Consider the following 19,222-nt stretch of genomic DNA (forward strand, 5'->3'; position numbering starts at 1 on the left):
CCTTTTGCTCTCTTGAAGTTTAATCTAACCAACCTCAGTTAAAACTTATCTTTTTCAGCCCTAATCTGTTTAAAAACAGATAAAGAATCGTCCTCTTGACAGCCTCTAAGTTTGGCGTGTTCTTTGACTGCTGTTACATGGGTCCTGAGAAAAGGGTTGATTTGCTTTTCAATCGCAATACTTGACGGAAGGGATAAGGGAGTCCCTTGATTAAGTAATTTTTTCAAATGATTGTGGATCGCCATGTTATCCGGTTCGATTGTTACGGCAAAACGAAGATTTTGTAGAGTGTATTCATGCGCACAATAGACCAGAGTGTCGTCTGGTAAGGTTTTAAGCTTTTGCAAAGAGTCATGCAAGGTTTCAAGAGTACCATCGAATACCCGTCCACAGCCTGCGGAAAATAAAGTATCGCCGCAGAATAACCATTGGTGGTTAGGTTCATAAAGGCAAACATGAGTAGAGGTGTGTCCAGGTGTCGCTAAAACAGTGAATCGACAAGAATCAATCTCTAAGATATCGCCATCCTGTAAAATATGTGTAACATGGAGAATACGCAGATCTTCAGGACCATAGACGGCAATCCCAGGATTTCTTTTAAGCAGGTCGGATGTTCCACCAATATGATCGTAATGATGATGGGTGAGCAAAATGGCCTTAAGTGTTAAGTTTTTTTGCTTTAAAAAATCAAGGACAGGCTTTGCATCACCTGGATCGACACAAATCGCCTGCTGTTTATTCTCATCCAGAATTGTCCAGATATAGTTATCGGTAAATGCTGGAAGCGGTATTACCTTCATTGAAATTCCCTTTCTCTTTTGTCACTTTTAAGTTTATGCTAAAGAGATTCAACAATAAAGGAAGAAAAACCAGGATTAAATACGGTACACAAGTGCTTAAGTGCGATTTTTATTTCTTCAGCAAGAACATAGGGTGGATTAATAATCCATAAACCACAGCCAGTCATTCCAGCTTGAATGAAGCTTGTTAAATTAAATTCAACGCGCAAAGCGTTTTTGGCGCCTATATTACCCATTGAGCGCAATAATTGCTCATGAAGTCGTTTGTCAAGGATTGGGTACCAAAGACAGAAAACCCCTGTGGCGAAACGCTGGTATGACGATTTAATTGCTTTGGGCACTTCTTTGTAATCTGTTTTTATCTCATAAGAGGGATCAATGAAAATGAGGCCGCGACGCTCGATAGGGGGAAGCAATGCATGAAGATTGACGATCCCATCGTTATGACTGTAAAAAACCCTTTTTCCAGGGTGTGGTAATTTTTGCAAGCACTCAAATTCACGCGGATGCAATTCACAGCAATATAATCTATCTTGTGGACGAAGAATATCGATAGCTAAAGAAGGTGAGCCTGGATAAAAACGTAGATCTTCTGATGCGTTAACGCGGCTAATTGCATGGAGATAGGGTGTAAACACGTCAGGTAATTTCGATTTTTGTGGCCAAAGAAGACTAATTCCTTGAAGATTCTCACCGGTTTTCATTGCTTGGCTATTTTTCAAATCATAAATTCCTCGACCTGCATGTGTTTCAAGGTAAAAAATAGGCTTCTCTTTGCTGGTCATGTAAATCAATAGCCGTGAAAGGGTAAAATGTTTAATGACATCGGCAAAATTACCTGCGTGATATCCGTGTTGATAACTGAGCATGAGATAGCCAGTACAATAAGTTTGAGCGAAGTATATACCTAAGGCAGGTTAATTTCATCCTGGTTTATTCTAAAAACATCGTATAAGAATGAAGGACATGATAAATTTTCAACCCGGCCATTCTTTATCACCAAACAAGGGACCAAAGAATTCAGGGCAGTTGTGAATGCGACTCCAAAATAAATTACCAAAGTCAAAATGCCACCATTCATATTGGTAAGAGGTAAAGCCGACTTTTTCAAGTACTCTACGAAGGAGCTGCCTTCGTTGTTTAATGCTTTTTTCCTCAAAAGATAAGTTGGCCATTTGATCGAAATAATCGCGATGCGCTCTTGTGGTGCAATCATCGAAAGGGGTGCCCATATCTAATTCTTTACCACTGGTTGTTTCACATAAGGTTAAGTCAATAGCACCCCCGCTGAGATGGGGTGGACAATAGGCGTCACCTACTTTTGCTGGTAAAGAAACGTATTTTTTAGTTTCCTCAAAATTTTCTTGATCATTGAGATGAGGGAATTTAACTAGAATTTCTTTGCGCATCCATTCAAAAAGTGCGGCCTGTATGGCTCTTGGACGGTAAACATCCCAAAGAAGAAAACTGTATTCTTGAGGGAGTAATTCAACCGCTTTAAGCAAGCGTTTTAGAACGGCGTTCCTACCATAAATTAAGGGTGAAGGACTAAGGCCAAGTTCGAAATAAATAGGTTGTATAAAAATTCGAGGGTGAAGTTCATTAGTAAACTCTACTGCCTCAAACTCTGTTTCAGGTAATGCATAAGGTGATTTTCCTACCATCATCTTCGGAGCCTATACATGAAAAAATGATATTGAATTTAGTAATCCAATTTAGTACCGCCTATGTTTTGCGTTTTAGCTCGAGACTATAAACTAAACACATTAGATTTCGAGAATAAACCGCACTACGTAGAAGTCAAGCATTTTTCTTGTATAGCCTGGTCAATTTAACCTGATTTTTAAAGGCTAAAACTAGCGTTTTCATTGGGTGAAGCACAGGTCATTTTTAACTTCTTATCTAGCATTCTTTGTTCCCGGGCACGAATGGCCATTTGCAGTTCGAGAAGAAAAGCTGTGGGATGTGATTCTGTCCGAGACCTTGACGAATTGTCTTCTGCTTGGTTTTGTGCCCATTCTGGGCCAGATTGTAGATCAAAGTTATCATTGTAAAAGGAATTCAAGGTGTGAGATGCGGATTGGTAAGCGGTTTGGAATTTTTTACAACCTTCAAAAAATTGGGGGTTACTTTCTACAAGGTGCAGAGCTGTGGAGGCAAGGCAGCCGGTCACCAGTTCATCTTTAAAGATCTGGGAGTTCCTAGTGATTTTTTCTAACAGGGTTTTTAGGCCATCATAAAGCGTTTTATAGTCATGGTCTTTTTTACCTGTTGCTTCATATTCGTTTGCAAACTTCCTTAGCAATTCTAAACATTCTTTACTGATTGGCATTCCCTTACTCCATCGGTAACTGTAGTTCTATTAGATACCAAATTGGATTGGAATGCAACAAATAATATAACTTATTGAGCTATTGGTTTAACTTCTTCATCATATTGTAAAGCACGTTTTACGACCTTACGCCCATAAAAAAAACGGCCAATAACATTGGTAACGAATTGGTTCACTAAATGCGGCAAGAAAGGCATAGGTCTTAGCACATCGATAATGAGAACAGCTCGATAATCATCACTTTCATTTCTCACTTCGTGCGGCCAGGAATCGTCAAATAAGACTGCTTCACCTTCGCGCCAAGTATAGGATTGATTATTAACGATGATTTGTGGTGGGTTATTTTGCGGAACATGAATGCCTAAATGGTAACGTAAGTAGCCGATGTAGGGGCCTTTGTGAAGCGGTATGGATTTTCCGGGTTCTAAAATAGAAAAAAAAGCTTGGATTAAATTAGGAACTTGTTTTATTAGATTACAAAGCGTTGGACATAAGGTTTCTGCTCTTTCCAATTGATACCCGAGAAGGTACAGCATAAAAACATTCCAATTTTTTTGTGTTGCATCGGAAATATCAGCTTCACCAGGGTCTATATCGTGATATCGAGGCAATTGATGGGAGTTGCTTAACACATTCTCAAACTCTTTCTTTATGATTGAAAAGTGCTTTGTGATTTCATTCAGAGCAGGAAAAGTTTGTTCAATATCAAAAAAAGTCGGGCGCTTATCATAACCCACGTAACGCCCATACAAGTTATTAACAATGTCTTTAAAATAATGATAGTCCATTACTTCTTTCCGAAAAGGATTAAGGGTTATGAATCTAGGGTATTAGGGTGATGAAGTCAATTGCTTACTACCAATTAAAATCGTAACGCCTTTGTCCAGACCCCCACTTATCGTATGCAACGACTGTCATTTTGTTGTTAGATAGAAGCGTAAATTCGATAAGTGGGCCCCAGAATGGGTTATAAAAACTAAAACTATGGTTTGGCTCATTTCCAGCAAAGTTGATTTCACAATTCAGCTGATCGGGATCCGGATAACCCATACCATCATTTAAACTTATGTCAAATTGAGTTGAACCCTCCGAATGACCAGCTGCTTCTACTGGAAAATTGCCAATGTTATTTTTGTGACAAATGATTCTGGCAGCTTGATCAGACTGATTGTTAAGTTTAAAGCAGCTCCAGTTATACACACAGGGTTTAGCAAAACCAGAACTTGCTATTAATGACATTAGAACAAAGGAAGAAAATTTATACATGATTTAAATGCACCTAATTCCAGGAGTTTGTTTTTTTATCATGATTGTTATTTATATGTCAATCAGTGTATTTAATCGTCTATGAGTTGATTGTACTTCTTATGCTATGCTTTTAAAACGCGGATGATCACTTATAGAGATATCCACATGGAAAAGAGGCTGTATAAGTATCTTGTTTGGTTCATCGTCACGCTATATGTGGTTTACGCTTTTAGTCTAAATACAGCAGCAGCTGTTTTTTCTAATGCGATAAAGGCAACACTCGGTGCAAGTGATCTCCAAGCTTCTCTTGCAACTGGCGCATTTATTTTAGGTTTTGCTTGCATGCAGATTCCTGCAGGTTATTTGTTAGATAAATTTAATGCGAAATACATTGTTAGTTTGGGGGTATTTTTATTAGCAGCAGGAAACTGTGTAACCTCAATTTCAACTAATCTTTTTCTTTTCACCTTATCGAATTTGCTGCAAGGTATCGGCGCCTCGTTTTCTTTTGTTGCAGCAGCAGTGCTGATAGCACAATGGTTTAAAGAAAATAATTTTCCTATCTTATTTGGTTTGACCCAAACATTATCATGCATTTTTGCAGGGATACTTCACTACTATTTTATTGTTGCCTTGGAGAGTTATTCGTGGGGCTTTATTTTTAAAGAGCTTGCAATCAGTGGTTTTATTTTATTCGTTTTAGTTTTGGTTTTTGTGAAAAGCCCAGCTGGATATGTGAACAAAAAACCAATTTCGTTCAATCAGTCGTTAAGTCTGACCCTCGGTAATAGGCAAATTTTGCTCTGCTCAGTTGCTGCAGCTGCTTCGTTTGGTGTCCTGCTTGCCTATGCTGGTTTTTGGTATAGTTCTGTTCGGGCATTCTACTCTGTTGATAAATTAGACGCTGCTATAACGAGTGGGGTGATTTTCGTGGGTATAGGTATCGGCACACCCCTATTAGGATGGTTTTCAAACCTGGCCAAATCCAGGGTCATGGTGATTCATCTGTCTTTAGTACTTGGGACAATGGCTTTATTATTGGATTTGTATCTGCCTCACTTTCAGATTAATACCTTGATTTTTACTGAAATAACATCTTTTTTGACAGGTTTTTTTCTGTCTGGTTCAATGCTTTTTTATACTGTTGTGAGTGAAATTGCCGATAATCAAACTCGTGGGGTCGCAATTAGTTTGCTGAATACTTCGGTCTTTTTATTCAATACATTGATGTTGTTTATTCCCTATCTGTTCATCACCGCCATCTCAAAACAGTTCTTCACTTATCTATGGGTACTTCCTTTTTCTACCATGTTTTCGATACTGATCGTTTATTTTATAAGCGAACCAAAAATTCTGGGTGAAAATAGCAAAATTAGTGCATAAAACTTGCTTGGAAAAATTAATCCTGGAGTTCTTTTGAAATTTTTACTATACCCATATCATTGTGTATAGAGAAATAAATCAGTGGAGGAGTATCAATGAAGTTCATCGCTGGAATGATGGCTATGGTTATTAGCACTTCACTTTTTGCGGATTCAAGTACTCAACCGCAAACTGAGGGGTGTATTGTTGAGGGAAGCCAGATCCAGCTCATGGGTAAATTGATAAGTGAGACTTTTCCAAAAATGTCTGATGATGCAAATCCGAAAGACGAGGTAGCATCAGAAACTTACTGGATTCTTTCAACCGAAAAATCCTATTGTGGCGAAAGTTATAATTCGGAAACCAAAGCATTAGATCGCATTGGAGAGCCGACATCCCGTTTTCAATTAATTTTTAAACCTGAACAATTTGATGATCAACATGATTTATTGGGTAAAAAGGTTATTGTTGAGGGGAAAATGCTGCTTCCTAATTCAGGACAGCATCATGCTAAGATGTTGATCGATGTGAATACCATTGAATCTGCGACTTGCAGCTCAGAGTTATAGCATGTCATCATCATGACAATGGACGGTATCAATTCCAACTTTTTCAAAAATTGATTGCACTCGCTTGCGATCTGTCTGTAGGTCGTCTGCAGCATGAAGTACTCCACAAGCACCTGATTCAAAATCTGTGGTTGGAGTCCAATAGCTTATATTAGCGTTGATCATAATTTGATAGGCCTTTCTAAGACCAATTTCTTCGGAAAGCAAGTAAAAAACTCGATTAAATATGCCGCTGCCTCTATGCACGATATAATTTTGCCTTTCGATAATATTAGGAATTGATCGTTCTGCGTTGGTTATCAACTCCTGATAACTGATTGCACAAAAAGAATGACTTTTTTCAGCGATAGATTTGTCAAAACAATCAGCAGAACTTCCATCAGAAGAAGGGAAATCCATAAAGCGTAAGGCTTTTCCAAGTGAATCGCGAGTGATTGTTTCTCCTATTCCCCAAGTGATTTGGTTAGGTATTGCGTATGCTTTATTGTAAAAATCAGGATTAGTTTGAAGCAGGTATGCGCGCGCTGTTTGGCCCGCCATATCGGATAGTGATTCATTGAGAGAACCTGATTGATCATGATATTCAAGATTAGAATGCTGCTCGGTAAAACCATGGGTAACTTCATGGCCTGCTACATCCAAAGAAACGAGAGGATAAAAATCTTCTCCGTCTCCGAATGTCATGGTTTGGCCATCCCAGAAAGCGTTATCGTAAAGCTCACCGAAATGAGTGCGCATGACAAGTTTCATTGGCTCGCCATTCTTATGCTGCAATGCATTCAAACCGTACCAATTTTTATACATGTCTATAATGACATGGCCAAAATAATAGGCATCGTTATTCGGTGAAAAAGCGCCGTTAATCGGATCCCCGTTGTTATTGTTGCATGTGTATTGGTAGGGTGTGCGTAATTCTCCCCCCCAATCCCATTCAGAGCCGACATTTATCAATTTCACCTTGTCATTTTCCATAATGCAATTGTTATCAATTTGGGTGACATCTAAAGCGGGTAAGCCATCTTTTCCGTACCAATATTCGTTTGTTTTTTCATTGCCACCTGGTCCCGTATCTAGATAGGCTTTGATGTTATCCCATTGTTTTATCATTTCACCCGTGTGTGCATTAATAAGAAAAAAGGGCCATGTAGGTTTGTTATTGCTTGGATTGATTGTCTTAAAAGAAACAAGATAAGTAAGGGTAGGGTGACCGCTTGGATTTGTTCTTATTTGGAGCTGAGTTGCGTCTGCTGTGGTTGGCAGCTGAGAATTGCTCTCAAAATAAGCATTTTTAGCTAAGTGAAGCGCAGCTTGGGCACTAAGGGTTGGATGAGTATTTAATTGAATTTCTTCAACTAAGCGTCCGCTTACCCAAGACTTTAATTCTGTATTTAGTCCTCTCTTCTTATCTTTTGCAATCATAACTTGTGCTCCAATCACTGGAATGCCTCGATAAAATTGCTGGTATCTCGTAATCGTTTTGTGGGGGATTTCTGTTTGATTAATCGTCATTAAAGTATTAATTTCGGGTCTGGACATTGCTCTTTTTTGCAGTTGTTCTACCCGCTTAAATTGGTTCAATCTCGTTAGTGGGGCTTGATATAGGTTGATTATACTGCTAGCAATAATTTCAGACGAAAATGAGATTAAGGATAAGAAGAAAACTATTTTCACCATGGGATAATTTTGTTTTTTTGCAGGTGGTGATGGTGGCACAGATGAACAAAAAATTCAATATTACTGGATCGAACGTGCGGTGCTTATAGTTGCAGTAAAAAGCGCATAAAACAATCCATAGATTTGCTAGACTTAAATTGAAAAACCCTAAGAGATACCTATGAAAATCGCCTGGCTTACTGACCTTCATCTAAATTTTCTAGATCGAAATTCGCGAAAGAGATTCTATGAATTTGTTTCAATCACTAAAGCCGATTTAATAATGATTAGTGGTGATATTGCCGAAGCTCCTTCGGTGAAAGAGATATTAATTGAAATGGAGAGGGAATTGAATCGTCCAATCTATTTTGTGCTTGGAAATCACGATTACTATTTCGGTGACGTGCAAGAGGTCAGAGACGAAATGACCCAGTTAACAAATACTGAGCCGTTACTTTATTGGCTTCCAGCAATAAAACCGATTGCCTTGAAAAAGATGATCTATTTAGTAGGTCAGGATGGCTGGGCGGATGGTCGTTATGGTGATTATTACCACAGCCCAGTTGCGGTTAATGATAGTCGTCTTATTATCGATTTATTTTTACAACAAGGTTTGGGTAAGAAGCAATTGTTAAAGCAAATGCGGCAGTTAGCAGATACGGATGCGTTGCAATTAAAAAATAAATTACACGAAGCTGTAGATTTAGGGGCTAAGCAAATCTTAGTGATTACCCATGTTCCACCTTTTAAGGAAAATTGCTTTTATCGGGGCAAAGAAGGGACGCGTGATTTTTTGCCTTATTATGCCTCGCAGGCAACAGGGAATGTGTTACTTGAATTAGCGCATGAGTATCAGCAAATACACTTCTCAGTTTTTTGTGGACACACTCATGCTAAAAGCATCTATAAGCCTTTAACTAATCTAACAATTAAATCAGGGCAAGCTGAATATTATATGCCGGATATTCAAGAGATTATTACAATTTGAACACTATCTTTTGATGGCTAAAGTGTAGGTAAAATTTTATCAACCCATTTAGGCAGATACCAATTAAATTGCTTAAGTAAGATCATTGTAGCTGGTACTAAAAATGTACGAATTAAAAATGCATCAACAAAAATTGCCACTGCTATACCTAAACCGAAAGCTTTTACAATCAGGATGTCTGCTACCAAAAATGAAAAACATATGCACATAACTATTATTGCCGCGCTAGTAATTATTTTACTGCTTTTCTCGATACCGAAGATAATGCTTGCTTTATTGTCACCATAAAGTTCGTAAGACTCTTTAATACGCGTTAATAGAAACACTTCATAATCCATTGAGAATCCAAACAAAGCACAGAAAATGATGACAAGAAGGCTAATATCGAGAAATCCTTGCGGTTCAAAATTAAGGAGAGAGTGTAAATAACCTTCTTGAAATACCATCACCAATGCACCATAACACGCACAAAGGCTTAAGATATTCATGAGAATTGCTTTTAGTGGCAAAATGACAGATCGTAATAAAATAAGCAAAATGACATAGCTGGATACCATAATCCATAAAATTGCATAGGGTAGAATTTGGGAAATACAATTAAGTAAATCGATATTGCTTACTGGGGTACCTGTTAACTGTTTATTTATTCCTTTTTTAATTGGCATTGACTGCAATTTATTAATCAAGGATCGAGTTTGCGGGGAATCAGCGGAATACCTACTGATGATAGTCATTACTGTTAAGTAATGGCGTGTTGTTGTTTCTAATAATTTCTTAACTCCTTGACTAATTAATCCTTTGTGAAAATTGTATAAAGAATAATATTGATATTGAGTTAAACTTGAATCGGTGTTGACAACACTAATCACTTTTTTTATGAGGTCGTCATCTTCTAGTTGATGGGCAAGATCGTATATTTTTTTTATATTGTTTTTCGATAATATCCTATTGTGTTCTGCCTGTAATAATACAAGGATAGGGGTAAGTTCATTAATATCAAATTTATTTTCATAGTTATTAAAAAATACACGATGTTCTGATTGATTTGGAAAAATGTGAAAATCGGAGACACCAAATTTGGCAGATATAAAAGGGTAACCAAGCAGTAATAAAAAACCTAATATAGAAAAAAAGTAGAGAATTGGTCGGTGAACTACTTTTTCAGCCAGCCAATGCCAGAAATTGAAACTAACCCTGCTTTTTTTAAACAATCTTATTGATAACAAGTCAATCCTTTGCCCTAAAACAGAAAGAATTGCAGGTAAAAGGATGATTGCCATTAATACTGCGATAAAAACCGCTGTTAATCCACCTATAGCAATAGAAAACAAAATGTTAATTGGAAATAATAATAAGGCACTTAAACTTGCAAAAACAGCGAAACCACTAAAGAGAATCGCTTTGCCTGCTGTTGCTTGCGTGACAGCGACCGCTTCTACGACGGTCAATCTGTTCTTGAGTTCATCGCGAAATCGACTAATAACAAATAATGCGTAGTCTAAGCTGAGACAAAGCCCTAGTAATAGAGCAATATTTAAGGTGAAGACTGAAAGCGAAAAAAAATGGCCAAATAAATAGAGTACGGTAAGAATTACCAATGCACTGCCACCCCCTAAAATAATTGGCAATAACGCAGAAATGAGAGTACCAAATACAAGGATTAACGTGATAAGTGAAATCGGTGTGGCAATAAAATCTGCTTTATAAAGATCTGTTTGTGTTTGTTTATTAACATCATCAATAAAAATTGGCTCCCCACCAATTTGGATGGTCATGTTTTTGGGTGTTTTTATAAGTGACTTAAGGTCATTTAATAATTTGTCACTCACTTGATTTTGGCTTTTTATAATAACAACGACATAAGAGGTATGCTTATCTTTTGATATCTGTTTTTTATTCTCATTGGGGTAAATTATTATTGTCTTGAGTGGAAAATTTTTTATTCCACTTAATGATTTTTTGACTTTATTTGTATAGTTTACACTTGTAGCCAGTAGGTTTTTACTCGTATATATAATAAATAACTTATTGTAATTATTATAATTTAATTCTTTATTTAAGTATCGTTTTACTTGTTCGCTTTTTGACTTTTCGCTAAAAAATCCAGTTATCTTGAAGGGTTCTGTAATATGTGTCATGAAGGGTAAGCAGGTGACGCTCAATAAAATCCATAAACCTATAATAGGCCATCGAAAATGATAAATTAATTTCCCTAAACGGTAGAATGCGCTAACTTCCATCGCTATTCTCCTACCTTCAGTACCAAATATCCATTGAGTTTAAAAATAAATAAATTATCTATTGAGCTTAGTATGACGGCAATGACTTTGCTTTTAGATCGAAATTTTGCTTTATTTAGATATATGCTTCCTTACTTAACTTCATGATTTATAATGATAGAACTGCTTGACATCTTGAGAAAATCCGTTTTGTTTTCTTGTTTACAAGAAAATGAATTGCAGGATCTTGCTAGCAAATTTGTACTAATCGACTTAAAAGAAGGGGAAATCCTGTTCTCGCGAGGTGATAAACCAGATTCCATCTATCTTGTAATCTCCGGTAATGTTGTGAGTTACCTTATCGATAAAAATAATCAGCCTGAGATAATTGGGAATGTCGAGCAAGGGCAGATTGTCGGTGAATCAGGTGTGTTATCTAATCAACCACGTATGCTTTCTGTTAAAGCAACAACCCCCTCGCAACTGGCTCAATTGTCTGCCGAACGGTTTAAAGCCTTATGTGATAATAATCCTGTTATTCTGCAAGAAACCATTAAAATCGTGATTGAGCGATCCCAACGCACGATGAATTTCATTGCTGATGAATCAACTCAGCAGTGGCATATCGTTATCCCTGCAAATTCTCAAGTTTCTATTAAGAATTTCAGCATAAGATTAAAAAAGAATTTAACAAATTACCAAGACATATCATTTTTTGAAGGTGATGATGTCGATAATATTAAGGAAGAGATGTCGAGATTAGGTAGGCATAAAAACCGAATGATTTTATTAATAAATTCTCCTGAAGTTTTATCGGAACTACTCGAATTAAACAAGAATAATACAATTTACTTGTTGGCTGATAATCAAGCTAACGTGGATGTTGATTTGAAAATTCTTAATCTAATCAATAATAAAAAAAACAAAATCTATATCAAGTCTGAATTAGTTATATTACATTCTGATGATGTCGAAATCCCTGTTAATACAATAAAATGGCTCGAAAAAGCTTCGTTTTCTTTTCATTATCAAATTAAACAAAATAGGGATGCGGATTATCAACGGTTTTTACGTTTTATTAATGGTACAGCTACTGCGCTTGTCTTGGGCGGAGGAGGGGCAAAGGGTTGGTTTCATGTCGGATTAATTAAGGCTTTAACCGAAATGAACATTGAAATTGATGCGATAGGTGGTGTTAGTGCTGGAGCAATTGTTGGCGCGTGTTATTTAATTGATCCTGAATTTAATTTGGTTGTTGATAAGTTAAAGCGAATTACCAGCGCATTCTATCGCATCACAAAATTTAAAAATTTAACTTGGCCTTTGGTCTCATTGTTTAAATCGTCCGACGCTATAGCTTCATTGCAAGAAATATTTCATGAGATAAAAATTGAGGATTTATGGCGACCTTTTTTCTGTGTAACGGCTAACCTATCCATGTGCTGTGAATCTGTTCATTATCACGGAGAACTCCCTTCTTTAATTATGGCAAGCAATTCAATTCCAGGAGTGCTGCCGCCTTTGATTATCAATGGACAATTGCATTATGACGGCGGATTAATTAACAATTTGCCAATCGATATAATGCGTAATCGAATAGGTAACCAGAACAGGATTATCGCTTCAAGCCTCTCGACAAACAGCATCGATGATACGGTTTATCATTTTCCGCAAGAAACCAATCTGATCCGATTTTTAATGGCTCGATTTGGAAGGGGTAAGAAAAGTTACCCGATTATTTGGGATAACTTCATCAAAGCGATTTTAATGGGATCCTCCTTAAAGGAACAACAAAATTGTCAATATGCAGATTTTGTAATAAACTCTGACTTAAGCCATTTTAGTATCTATTATTTAAATAAGAACCAAGAACAGGAATTACTGCAATTGGGTTATGAAGAAGGGATAAAATTGATAAATTCTAATGTGAGAATTTACAATGATCGGATTTAAAATACTCAGTTTATACAATAAATTTTTACAATATTTGGGGAAACATGGTGTTTTTGAGGATATTCCTTATCCTGATGTATTGACTAATTTCCCTCAGGCGAAAATTTTTGAGAATAATTTTTCAGCAATCCGTGATGAGTATTTGCATTATTTAAAACTCAATTTACCACGTCCTACTTTAATGCAGTTGGGGTTACATGGTGGTAATAATGGGAGTACCCTGCCTTGGAATGACTATTCTACCGAAAAAAAAGAGGAAGCTGATTGGACCACGGTATTTTTGAAATTAGATAGCAAAATTGTTGATAAGAATTCTGAATATTTTCCTAAAACGGTAGAATTATTAAAAAGTATGCCAAACGTAGTGAATGTGTTTTTCTCACAGTTAGGACCCCAATCAACCATTGAGCCCCATTACGGGTATATGAAAGGTTTTTTGCGGTATCATTTAGGACTGATTATTCCTGATGATAGCCTTTGTTACTTGGAGGTAGATGGAAGTTTACATTATTGGAAACCAGGAGGAAGTGTCGTTTTCGATGATATGTTTCTGCACGCAGCTTATAATAAATCAAACGAAGTAAGAGTAATCCTATTTATTGATTTCTACAGGCCTCTTCCTTTCCCCTATGATTGGATGAATCGAAAAATCGCAAATTTATTGATGAAAAATAAATTTGTAAAAAAAGCTGAAAAAATAATAAATAACTTCTAAAGCCATTTCATTGAGGTTCTTTAACCCAGAGCAATATTGCTCCACCAATAATGAAAAAAGGTAATAATACGGCCATGCCCAGGCGTTGATTATCAAAATAAGTAGTAAAAATCCCAACGAGCAAAGGGCCTAAAAAGCTAGTTACTTTACCCGTGAATGAATATAAACCATACATTCGCGTGATTTCGTTTGGTTTAGCTAAACGGGCGAGAAAGGTTCTGCTTGCTGCTTGTACTGGACCAACAAAAATACCCAGTGTGGGTGCTAAAAACCAAAATAATGTACCGGATGTTACTGTTAATAAAAGGCAAAAGGTCATGAGCAAACCGAGTAAAGCAATCAGGACAGTATTTTTCGAACCGACCCAATCATCGACCCAGGCAAATAAGGCTGCGCCTAAGCCTGCTGAAATATTCATAATTATTCCAAAAACGACAATATCATCGACGCTTAAGTCAAAAGTTCCCGCGGCGTATATTCCGCCTAAAGCAAATAAAGTATTCAAACCGTCCATGTAAATAATGCGCGCGATTAAAAAAAGCGAGAGATTCTTTTGCTGAGGTAAATTTTTAAGAGTAATGAAAAGTTCCTTAATTCCTTTTTTTACTGCAGCATTGACGGGTAAATAATTTTTATTTGGAGTTTGAACAATCAAAAACAATGGCAGACTAAAGATGATTAGCCAGATGACAACTAATAAAGCGACTGCGCGAATGTTTCCCGCATCTGCCTTGTTTAGGCCAATGTGACCATTAATGATAATGAATAAAGCGATCAATAAACAAAAAATTCCCCCCAAATAGCCAGAACCCCATCCCCAACCTGATATACGGCCAAGGTATTCTTGAGGTGCTATTTTAGGTAAAAATGTATTGTAGAAAACAGTGCTTTCCTCTAAAGCAAAATTGCTAATAAAAACGCAAATCAAAGTCAAGGCAATTGAGTTTGGTTTAGGGTACGCAAACCATAAAAGAGCTGTGGTTATAATTCCTAAATAAGTAAAACAGAATAACCAACGCTTATGCTGTCCGCCATAATCCGCGATAGCACCAAGGAAAGGGCTTACAATGGCAATTAAAAATGCAGAAGCAGAAATGGTATATCCCCAAAAGGTAGTGCCATCAATGGCATTGGGTGCAATTTTTTTTGAGAAATAGGTAGCAAAAACAAAAGTAAGGATCACAACAAAGTAGGATGAACTGGCAAAATCATAAAGTGCCCAAGCGATAATCTCTTTAGTATTAGTGATCTTTAGACGGTTTTTAATCACTGCAGTCCTTTTGCTTTGATCTCATGGAGAGGATATCGCAAATTTACCCGTTCAATCTACCCATTTAGTCAACGATACAAAATCCATTATCTATAATTAGTATAAAAACAAGAGAATTAATATGATCGAAAAATTAAAAAAGGAATTTAAAAACAATATACTTATCCTGGGGTTCGGCAGTATTGGCCAAGCAATTCTACCCCTCTTATTCAGGCATTTAACGATAACTTCTTCTCAAGTGATTATCATTTCCAAAAAACTAGAAGGCTTTTCTGTTGCTGAAAAATTTGGCCTTACGATAATGCCAAAAGAGGTTACAAAGGAAAATTATATTGCTTTGTTGGCTAGTACCCTTAAGCAGGGGGATTTCTTACTAAATTTATCGGTAGGAATCTCTAGTCTTGATTTAATTAATTACTGTCAAGCCCATCATATTTTATATTTGGATACCTGCACAGAACCTTGGGCAGGTCAATACGTTGATAAATCCTTATCTGTCTCGTCAAGGACTAACTACGCGTTGCGCGAAGCTGTGTTAGAGAGCAAAAAGCCCAAAGGGTCGACTGCAATTCTTACTCACGGTGCTAATCCTGGTTTGGTATCTCATTTTGTAAAACAAGCACTATGCAATTTGGCGTCAGATAATCATTTGAATATCAATGAGTTTAACCAAGATAATTCCTGGGCTCATTTAGCACAAACGTTAGGGATTAAAACAATTCATATTGCAGAACGTGATTCGCAAATTTCTAATCGGGCTAAACAGCCAAACGAATTTGTAAACACTTGGTCAGTTGATGGACTCATTTCTGAAGCGAGCCAACCGGCAGAATTGGGGTGGGGTACTCATGAAAATCATTGGCCAGAAGACGCAAATAGATATTCATTTGGCTCAAATTGCGCAATTTATTTGAATCGTTCAGGTGCATCTACGAAAGTACGAACTTGGACTCCTTCTTATGGATCTTTTAATGGGTTTTTAATTACCCATGCTGAAGCGATATCAATTGCTGATTATTTGACTATTAAACATGGCGATAAGGTTTTTTATCGGCCTACAGTCCATTACGCTTATCATCCATGCCCGGACGCTGCTCTTTCGCTACACGAATTAGAAGGAAAAGAAGGGATGCTGCAAGCACAAAATCGGTTTCTTTTAAACGATATCAGTGAAGGAACAGACGAGTTAGGTGTTTTATTAATGGGAAATAAAAAAGGGGCTTATTGGTTTGGTTCACAACTGTCTATAGAAGAAGTACGAGAGTTAGTCCCTTTTAATAACGCAACCAGCTTACAGGTAGCTGCGGGAGTATTAGCTGGTATCATGTGGGGTATTCAAAACCCGACCAAGGGAGTGATTGAACCTGAACAGATGGATCATGAATATATTCTCAAATTGGCTCTTCCCTATTTGGGAAAAGTGGCTGGCTATTATACGAATTGGACTCCGTTGCAAGATCGGTCTACCCTTTTTTCAGCAAAATTGGATCAGCATGATCCGTGGCAATTTATTAACTTTCGTGTTCATTAAATGAAATGGTTTGGATTTGAGTCCTTTTAAAATTTGGTTCCAATCCAAATGCCTATAACAAGCGCTATTAAGATGAGGGCGCTTAAAGGACCTAGATTTCCTGGTTTAAATAAAAATTCCACAGGGTGGATTTGAGCCATTTCTGAAATTTGGTTGGTTCCATAGATGCACAGTTCACCGGAGGGCAAAGAGCAGAATTGGTCTTTAGGACAAGCCTTTAAAATCGTCTGTTGCGCGCCAGTTCCGCAGGGAATCTTCGCCTCCTTCAATAACTTAAGCGTTAGGTCGGGGTGTTTCGTAAGCAATTCAGGCATGGCGGATCCTTAGTCCTAATATTTGGCTACACTATCGCTTGCTGGAAAAGTTTCTTCCAATGCTTCGTCCAATAGTTCTTCTGTTCTAATTCTCTTAAGGCGGGTTGCAATTTTTGATTTAATTTTTTTTCCCGATGTAGTTTGGTATCTTGATTTTTTTAATCCTTGCTTTAGAGAAACTTTATGATCTAATTTTGTATCCCTATAAATATTCATAAATGCCTCCAAATAACAAATCGTTTAAAGATTAATATCTTGAGAAGTAATTCGTATTTCCTCGTCCATATGACGGGCAACAATTAAAGTGTATTCTGGAACCTCTAACCATGTCGTCGCGTCTTCGGTTAATGGTTCTGAAGCAATTATGATGCTGGATTTTGTATCGCCTCCTTTCATTCGATATTCTTTCTCATAAAGCCCATAGGATTCCCCATAAGTGTACCAAAGAGAGTGATAGGCCGTATGAGTAGTCGGTCGGGATTCGGATGAAAACCAGCCATAATCTAAAACGAAGCGGGTGGCTGCAATAAATTTCCCATTTGTAATAAATAAATTAACCGGGGAATTAATTCGAATTTTATTTTTCCTTCTTACAAATTGTAAGATAGTTATTGTTTCAAAAACGGCGCTAATAATCTCTTTTGTTTCATAATCATTCTGCGATTTAGCAAGCTGCGATAACAGCAAGTAATAGATCCATTCGCTATCCGTTGTGCCTTTTATTTCTTTTTTATACTGTTCATCAATATATTCTAATAAATCATAGCGCATAAGTTTGAAATCGTATAAAGCCCCATTATGTGCAAGGATTAAGTTAGTTTCGGGATAAGAAAAAGGGTGAACGTTTTGAATGCTAATAACCTGTTTATCATTATAGGCAACACCCCGTAAATGAGCCAAAAGGCAATGAGGCATAATCTTTGAAGATAAATTACGAAGATTCTCATCATAAAATGGGAGGTAAGGCGTTTTATAAAGAAAGGGGAATTCGGGATTATGGGACTCGATATTCCATGCAGCCATGCCAAAACCCGCTAAATTTAATAGATGCGTCATGTAAATGGGATGATAACTTTGCTTGATAAATGAGTTATCCGGCTTATATAAAAGCTCTTCAATCAAAATCGGTTTTCCAAGGTAAGATAGAACTCTGCACATATCAATTTACCTGTTGTAATTTTCAATTTGTAATCTTGAATCCAGTTTATCGACGGAGCGTTGCAGTGCTACGACTGATTTACAAATTAGGTTATAGAGTTTGTACCATAGCAGAGGCTGGTTAACCTCGATAGATTTTAAATGGACCTCATTCATTTTTAATAAAATGGATTTTTCGCAAGCGATAAAAGTGATTGCAAAAGGGGTGTTCTCAAGACATAGATTTGCTAACAAAGTATAAGGGCCAATCACTGAGAGTTTTGCCAGGCGATTGCTTCTCATAATACTTGACTGGATAGCACCTCGGATAACGATATGGCAAGTGGTATTCTTTTCACTTTCAGAAATAATTTTACAGTTTTTAGGAGCATCTAAAAATTGACATTGCCTAAACAAAGTGTTCCATTCTTCAAGGTCAAAATAGTTAACATTTTTTATCAGTATCTCTTTGTATTTATCACTTTCTTCTGGAGGTACGCTACTAGGTTTAGATATCGAGTGAACTACTCTGCCATAAAGCGATAATTTCGACATGTCAGAACTGGCTATAAATTCACTCACTCTTTGATTTAAATTTTTAAGATGATTACAAACTTGATGAGTAATTGCCCTTATAATTTTGTAATGAATCATAGGGGAAATAAGAGAGACCATACTTAAATAAATTTTTGAGATAAATAAGCAGGTTACATTCTCACCTGCAATGAACGAAGTATGAGATGGCTCATCTGCTATATAGCTAATTGCGCCTAAAAAACTGCCTTGGGATAAGACACCTAAAGGAAACTTACTTTTATCAAGGATTCTTTCTGTAACATTGACATTCCCTTCAATAACAATAAAAATCCCTTCGGATTTTATGCCCTGTTTAAGAATTATTTCCCCTGCTGAATAAGTGATTATTTGACTGTAATTTAGCAGGGATAATGTTTCATCTTTGTTTAGAAATCTATTCAGGGTGAAGTTCTCAGAATCATAAATCCATTGTATATATCTGTCTGTGTTCTTATCTTGATTTACTTTTTCAATCATTTTCATCCTTTAAAATAATATCCCTAAATTTTAATCTTATGCTATATTTTTACAGTATAAACTATTCTCAAAATTATG

19 protein-coding genes are annotated in these 19,222 nt (G+C 36.8%); 6 read left to right on the top strand and 13 right to left on the bottom strand.

What is annotated here, in order from left to right; genetic code table 11:
• Nucleotides 1–38: 38 nt before the first annotated feature.
• From gloB to LMI_RS06425, 6 genes are all read right to left on the bottom strand, one after another.
• Nucleotides 39–800, bottom strand: coding sequence for a hydroxyacylglutathione hydrolase (gene gloB, locus LMI_RS06400; protein WP_045099053.1), 762 nt, complete (start codon nt 798–800; stop codon nt 39–41).
• 38 nt (nt 801–838) lie between these two features.
• Nucleotides 839–1,669 carry a 23S rRNA (adenine(2030)-N(6))-methyltransferase RlmJ gene (locus LMI_RS06405; protein ID WP_045099054.1) on the bottom strand — a complete coding sequence of 277 codons (831 nt, stop codon included), beginning with the start codon at nt 1,667–1,669 and terminating at the stop codon, nt 839–841.
• A 108-nt stretch (nt 1,670–1,777) separates the two neighbouring features.
• On the bottom strand, nt 1,778–2,467 hold the full coding sequence (locus LMI_RS06410) for a M15 family metallopeptidase (RefSeq protein ID WP_052679475.1): 690 nt from the start codon (nt 2,465–2,467) through the stop codon (nt 1,778–1,780).
• Between the two features lie 176 nt (nt 2,468–2,643).
• Nucleotides 2,644–3,132 (bottom strand): hypothetical protein, encoded by a 489-nt coding sequence (locus LMI_RS06415; protein WP_045099055.1) that lies wholly within the window; start codon nt 3,130–3,132, stop codon nt 2,644–2,646.
• Nucleotides 3,133–3,203: 71 nt separating this feature from the next.
• Entirely contained in the window at nt 3,204–3,920 is a 717-nt protein-coding gene (locus LMI_RS06420) for an aspartyl/asparaginyl beta-hydroxylase domain-containing protein (protein WP_045099056.1), read from the bottom strand.
• Between the two features lie 67 nt (nt 3,921–3,987).
• The gene (locus LMI_RS06425; protein ID WP_045099057.1) at nt 3,988–4,398 is read right to left on the bottom strand and encodes a hypothetical protein; all 411 of its coding nucleotides are present in this window, start codon (nt 4,396–4,398) and stop codon (nt 3,988–3,990) included.
• Nucleotides 4,399–4,545: 147 nt separating this feature from the next.
• Here LMI_RS06425 and LMI_RS06430 point away from each other — a divergent pair, with 147 nt between their 5' ends.
• Both LMI_RS06430 and LMI_RS06435 read left to right on the top strand, forming a co-directional pair.
• Nucleotides 4,546–5,763, top strand: coding sequence for an MFS transporter (locus tag LMI_RS06430; protein WP_045099058.1), 1,218 nt, complete (start codon nt 4,546–4,548; stop codon nt 5,761–5,763).
• Between the two features lie 95 nt (nt 5,764–5,858).
• Nucleotides 5,859–6,311 carry a DUF4431 domain-containing protein gene (locus LMI_RS06435; RefSeq protein WP_045099059.1) on the top strand — a complete coding sequence of 151 codons (453 nt, stop codon included), beginning with the start codon at nt 5,859–5,861 and terminating at the stop codon, nt 6,309–6,311.
• Here LMI_RS06435 and LMI_RS06440 read toward each other — a convergent pair.
• The gene (locus LMI_RS06440) at nt 6,306–7,985 is read right to left on the bottom strand and encodes a M4 family metallopeptidase (RefSeq protein WP_045100615.1); all 1,680 of its coding nucleotides are present in this window, start codon (nt 7,983–7,985) and stop codon (nt 6,306–6,308) included. The two genes, LMI_RS06435 and LMI_RS06440, sit on opposite strands and share 6 nt — an antisense overlap.
• Before the next feature lie 160 nt (nt 7,986–8,145).
• On the opposite strand from LMI_RS06440, the gene LMI_RS06445 reads away from it, so the two are divergent.
• Nucleotides 8,146–8,952 (top strand): metallophosphoesterase, encoded by an 807-nt coding sequence (locus tag LMI_RS06445; RefSeq protein ID WP_045099060.1) that lies wholly within the window; start codon nt 8,146–8,148, stop codon nt 8,950–8,952.
• Nucleotides 8,953–8,969: 17 nt separating this feature from the next.
• Here LMI_RS06445 and LMI_RS06450 read toward each other — a convergent pair whose 3' ends face one another.
• Nucleotides 8,970–11,192, bottom strand: a complete 2,223-nt coding sequence (locus tag LMI_RS06450; RefSeq protein WP_045099061.1) for an MMPL family transporter — start codon at nt 11,190–11,192, stop codon at nt 8,970–8,972.
• Between the two features lie 153 nt (nt 11,193–11,345).
• Between LMI_RS06450 and LMI_RS15710 the strand changes: the two genes are divergently transcribed.
• Nucleotides 11,346–13,124, top strand: coding sequence for a patatin-like phospholipase family protein (locus tag LMI_RS15710; RefSeq protein ID WP_045099062.1), 1,779 nt, complete (start codon nt 11,346–11,348; stop codon nt 13,122–13,124).
• Nucleotides 13,111–13,839 (top strand): aspartyl/asparaginyl beta-hydroxylase domain-containing protein, encoded by a 729-nt coding sequence (locus LMI_RS14870; RefSeq protein WP_052679476.1) that lies wholly within the window; start codon nt 13,111–13,113, stop codon nt 13,837–13,839. Before LMI_RS15710 ends, LMI_RS14870 begins: the two co-directional genes overlap by 14 nt.
• A 7-nt stretch (nt 13,840–13,846) precedes the next feature.
• Here the strand turns inward: LMI_RS14870 and LMI_RS06465 are convergent, their stop codons facing one another.
• Entirely contained in the window at nt 13,847–15,109 is a 1,263-nt protein-coding gene (locus LMI_RS06465) for an MFS transporter (RefSeq protein WP_231852262.1), read from the bottom strand.
• 121 nt (nt 15,110–15,230) lie between these two features.
• Between LMI_RS06465 and LMI_RS06470 the strand changes: the two genes are divergently transcribed.
• Nucleotides 15,231–16,640 carry a homospermidine synthase gene (locus LMI_RS06470; RefSeq protein ID WP_045099063.1) on the top strand — a complete coding sequence of 470 codons (1,410 nt, stop codon included), beginning with the start codon at nt 15,231–15,233 and terminating at the stop codon, nt 16,638–16,640.
• 26 nt (nt 16,641–16,666) lie between these two features.
• On the opposite strand, the gene LMI_RS06475 is transcribed toward LMI_RS06470, so the two are convergent.
• The 4 genes from LMI_RS06475 to LMI_RS06490 are packed head-to-tail and all read right to left on the bottom strand — an operon-like array spanning nt 16,667 to nt 19,144.
• Nucleotides 16,667–16,954, bottom strand: a complete 288-nt coding sequence (locus tag LMI_RS06475; protein WP_045099064.1) for a hypothetical protein — start codon at nt 16,952–16,954, stop codon at nt 16,667–16,669.
• A gap of 15 nt (nt 16,955–16,969) precedes the next feature.
• Nucleotides 16,970–17,170 carry a hypothetical protein gene (locus LMI_RS06480; protein ID WP_045099065.1) on the bottom strand — a complete coding sequence of 67 codons (201 nt, stop codon included), beginning with the start codon at nt 17,168–17,170 and terminating at the stop codon, nt 16,970–16,972.
• Nucleotides 17,171–17,194: 24 nt separating this feature from the next.
• Nucleotides 17,195–18,112: a class II glutamine amidotransferase gene (locus LMI_RS06485; protein ID WP_045099066.1), complete on the bottom strand. Its 918-nt coding sequence runs from the start codon at nt 18,110–18,112 to the stop codon at nt 17,195–17,197.
• Nucleotides 18,113–18,118: 6 nt separating this feature from the next.
• Entirely contained in the window at nt 18,119–19,144 is a 1,026-nt protein-coding gene (locus LMI_RS06490) for a cyclic nucleotide-binding domain-containing protein (RefSeq protein ID WP_052679477.1), read from the bottom strand.
• Nucleotides 19,145–19,222 lie beyond the last annotated feature (78 nt).

The organism is Legionella micdadei, from assembly GCF_000953635.1.
Lineage (GTDB): Bacteria > Pseudomonadota > Gammaproteobacteria > Legionellales > Legionellaceae > Tatlockia > Tatlockia micdadei.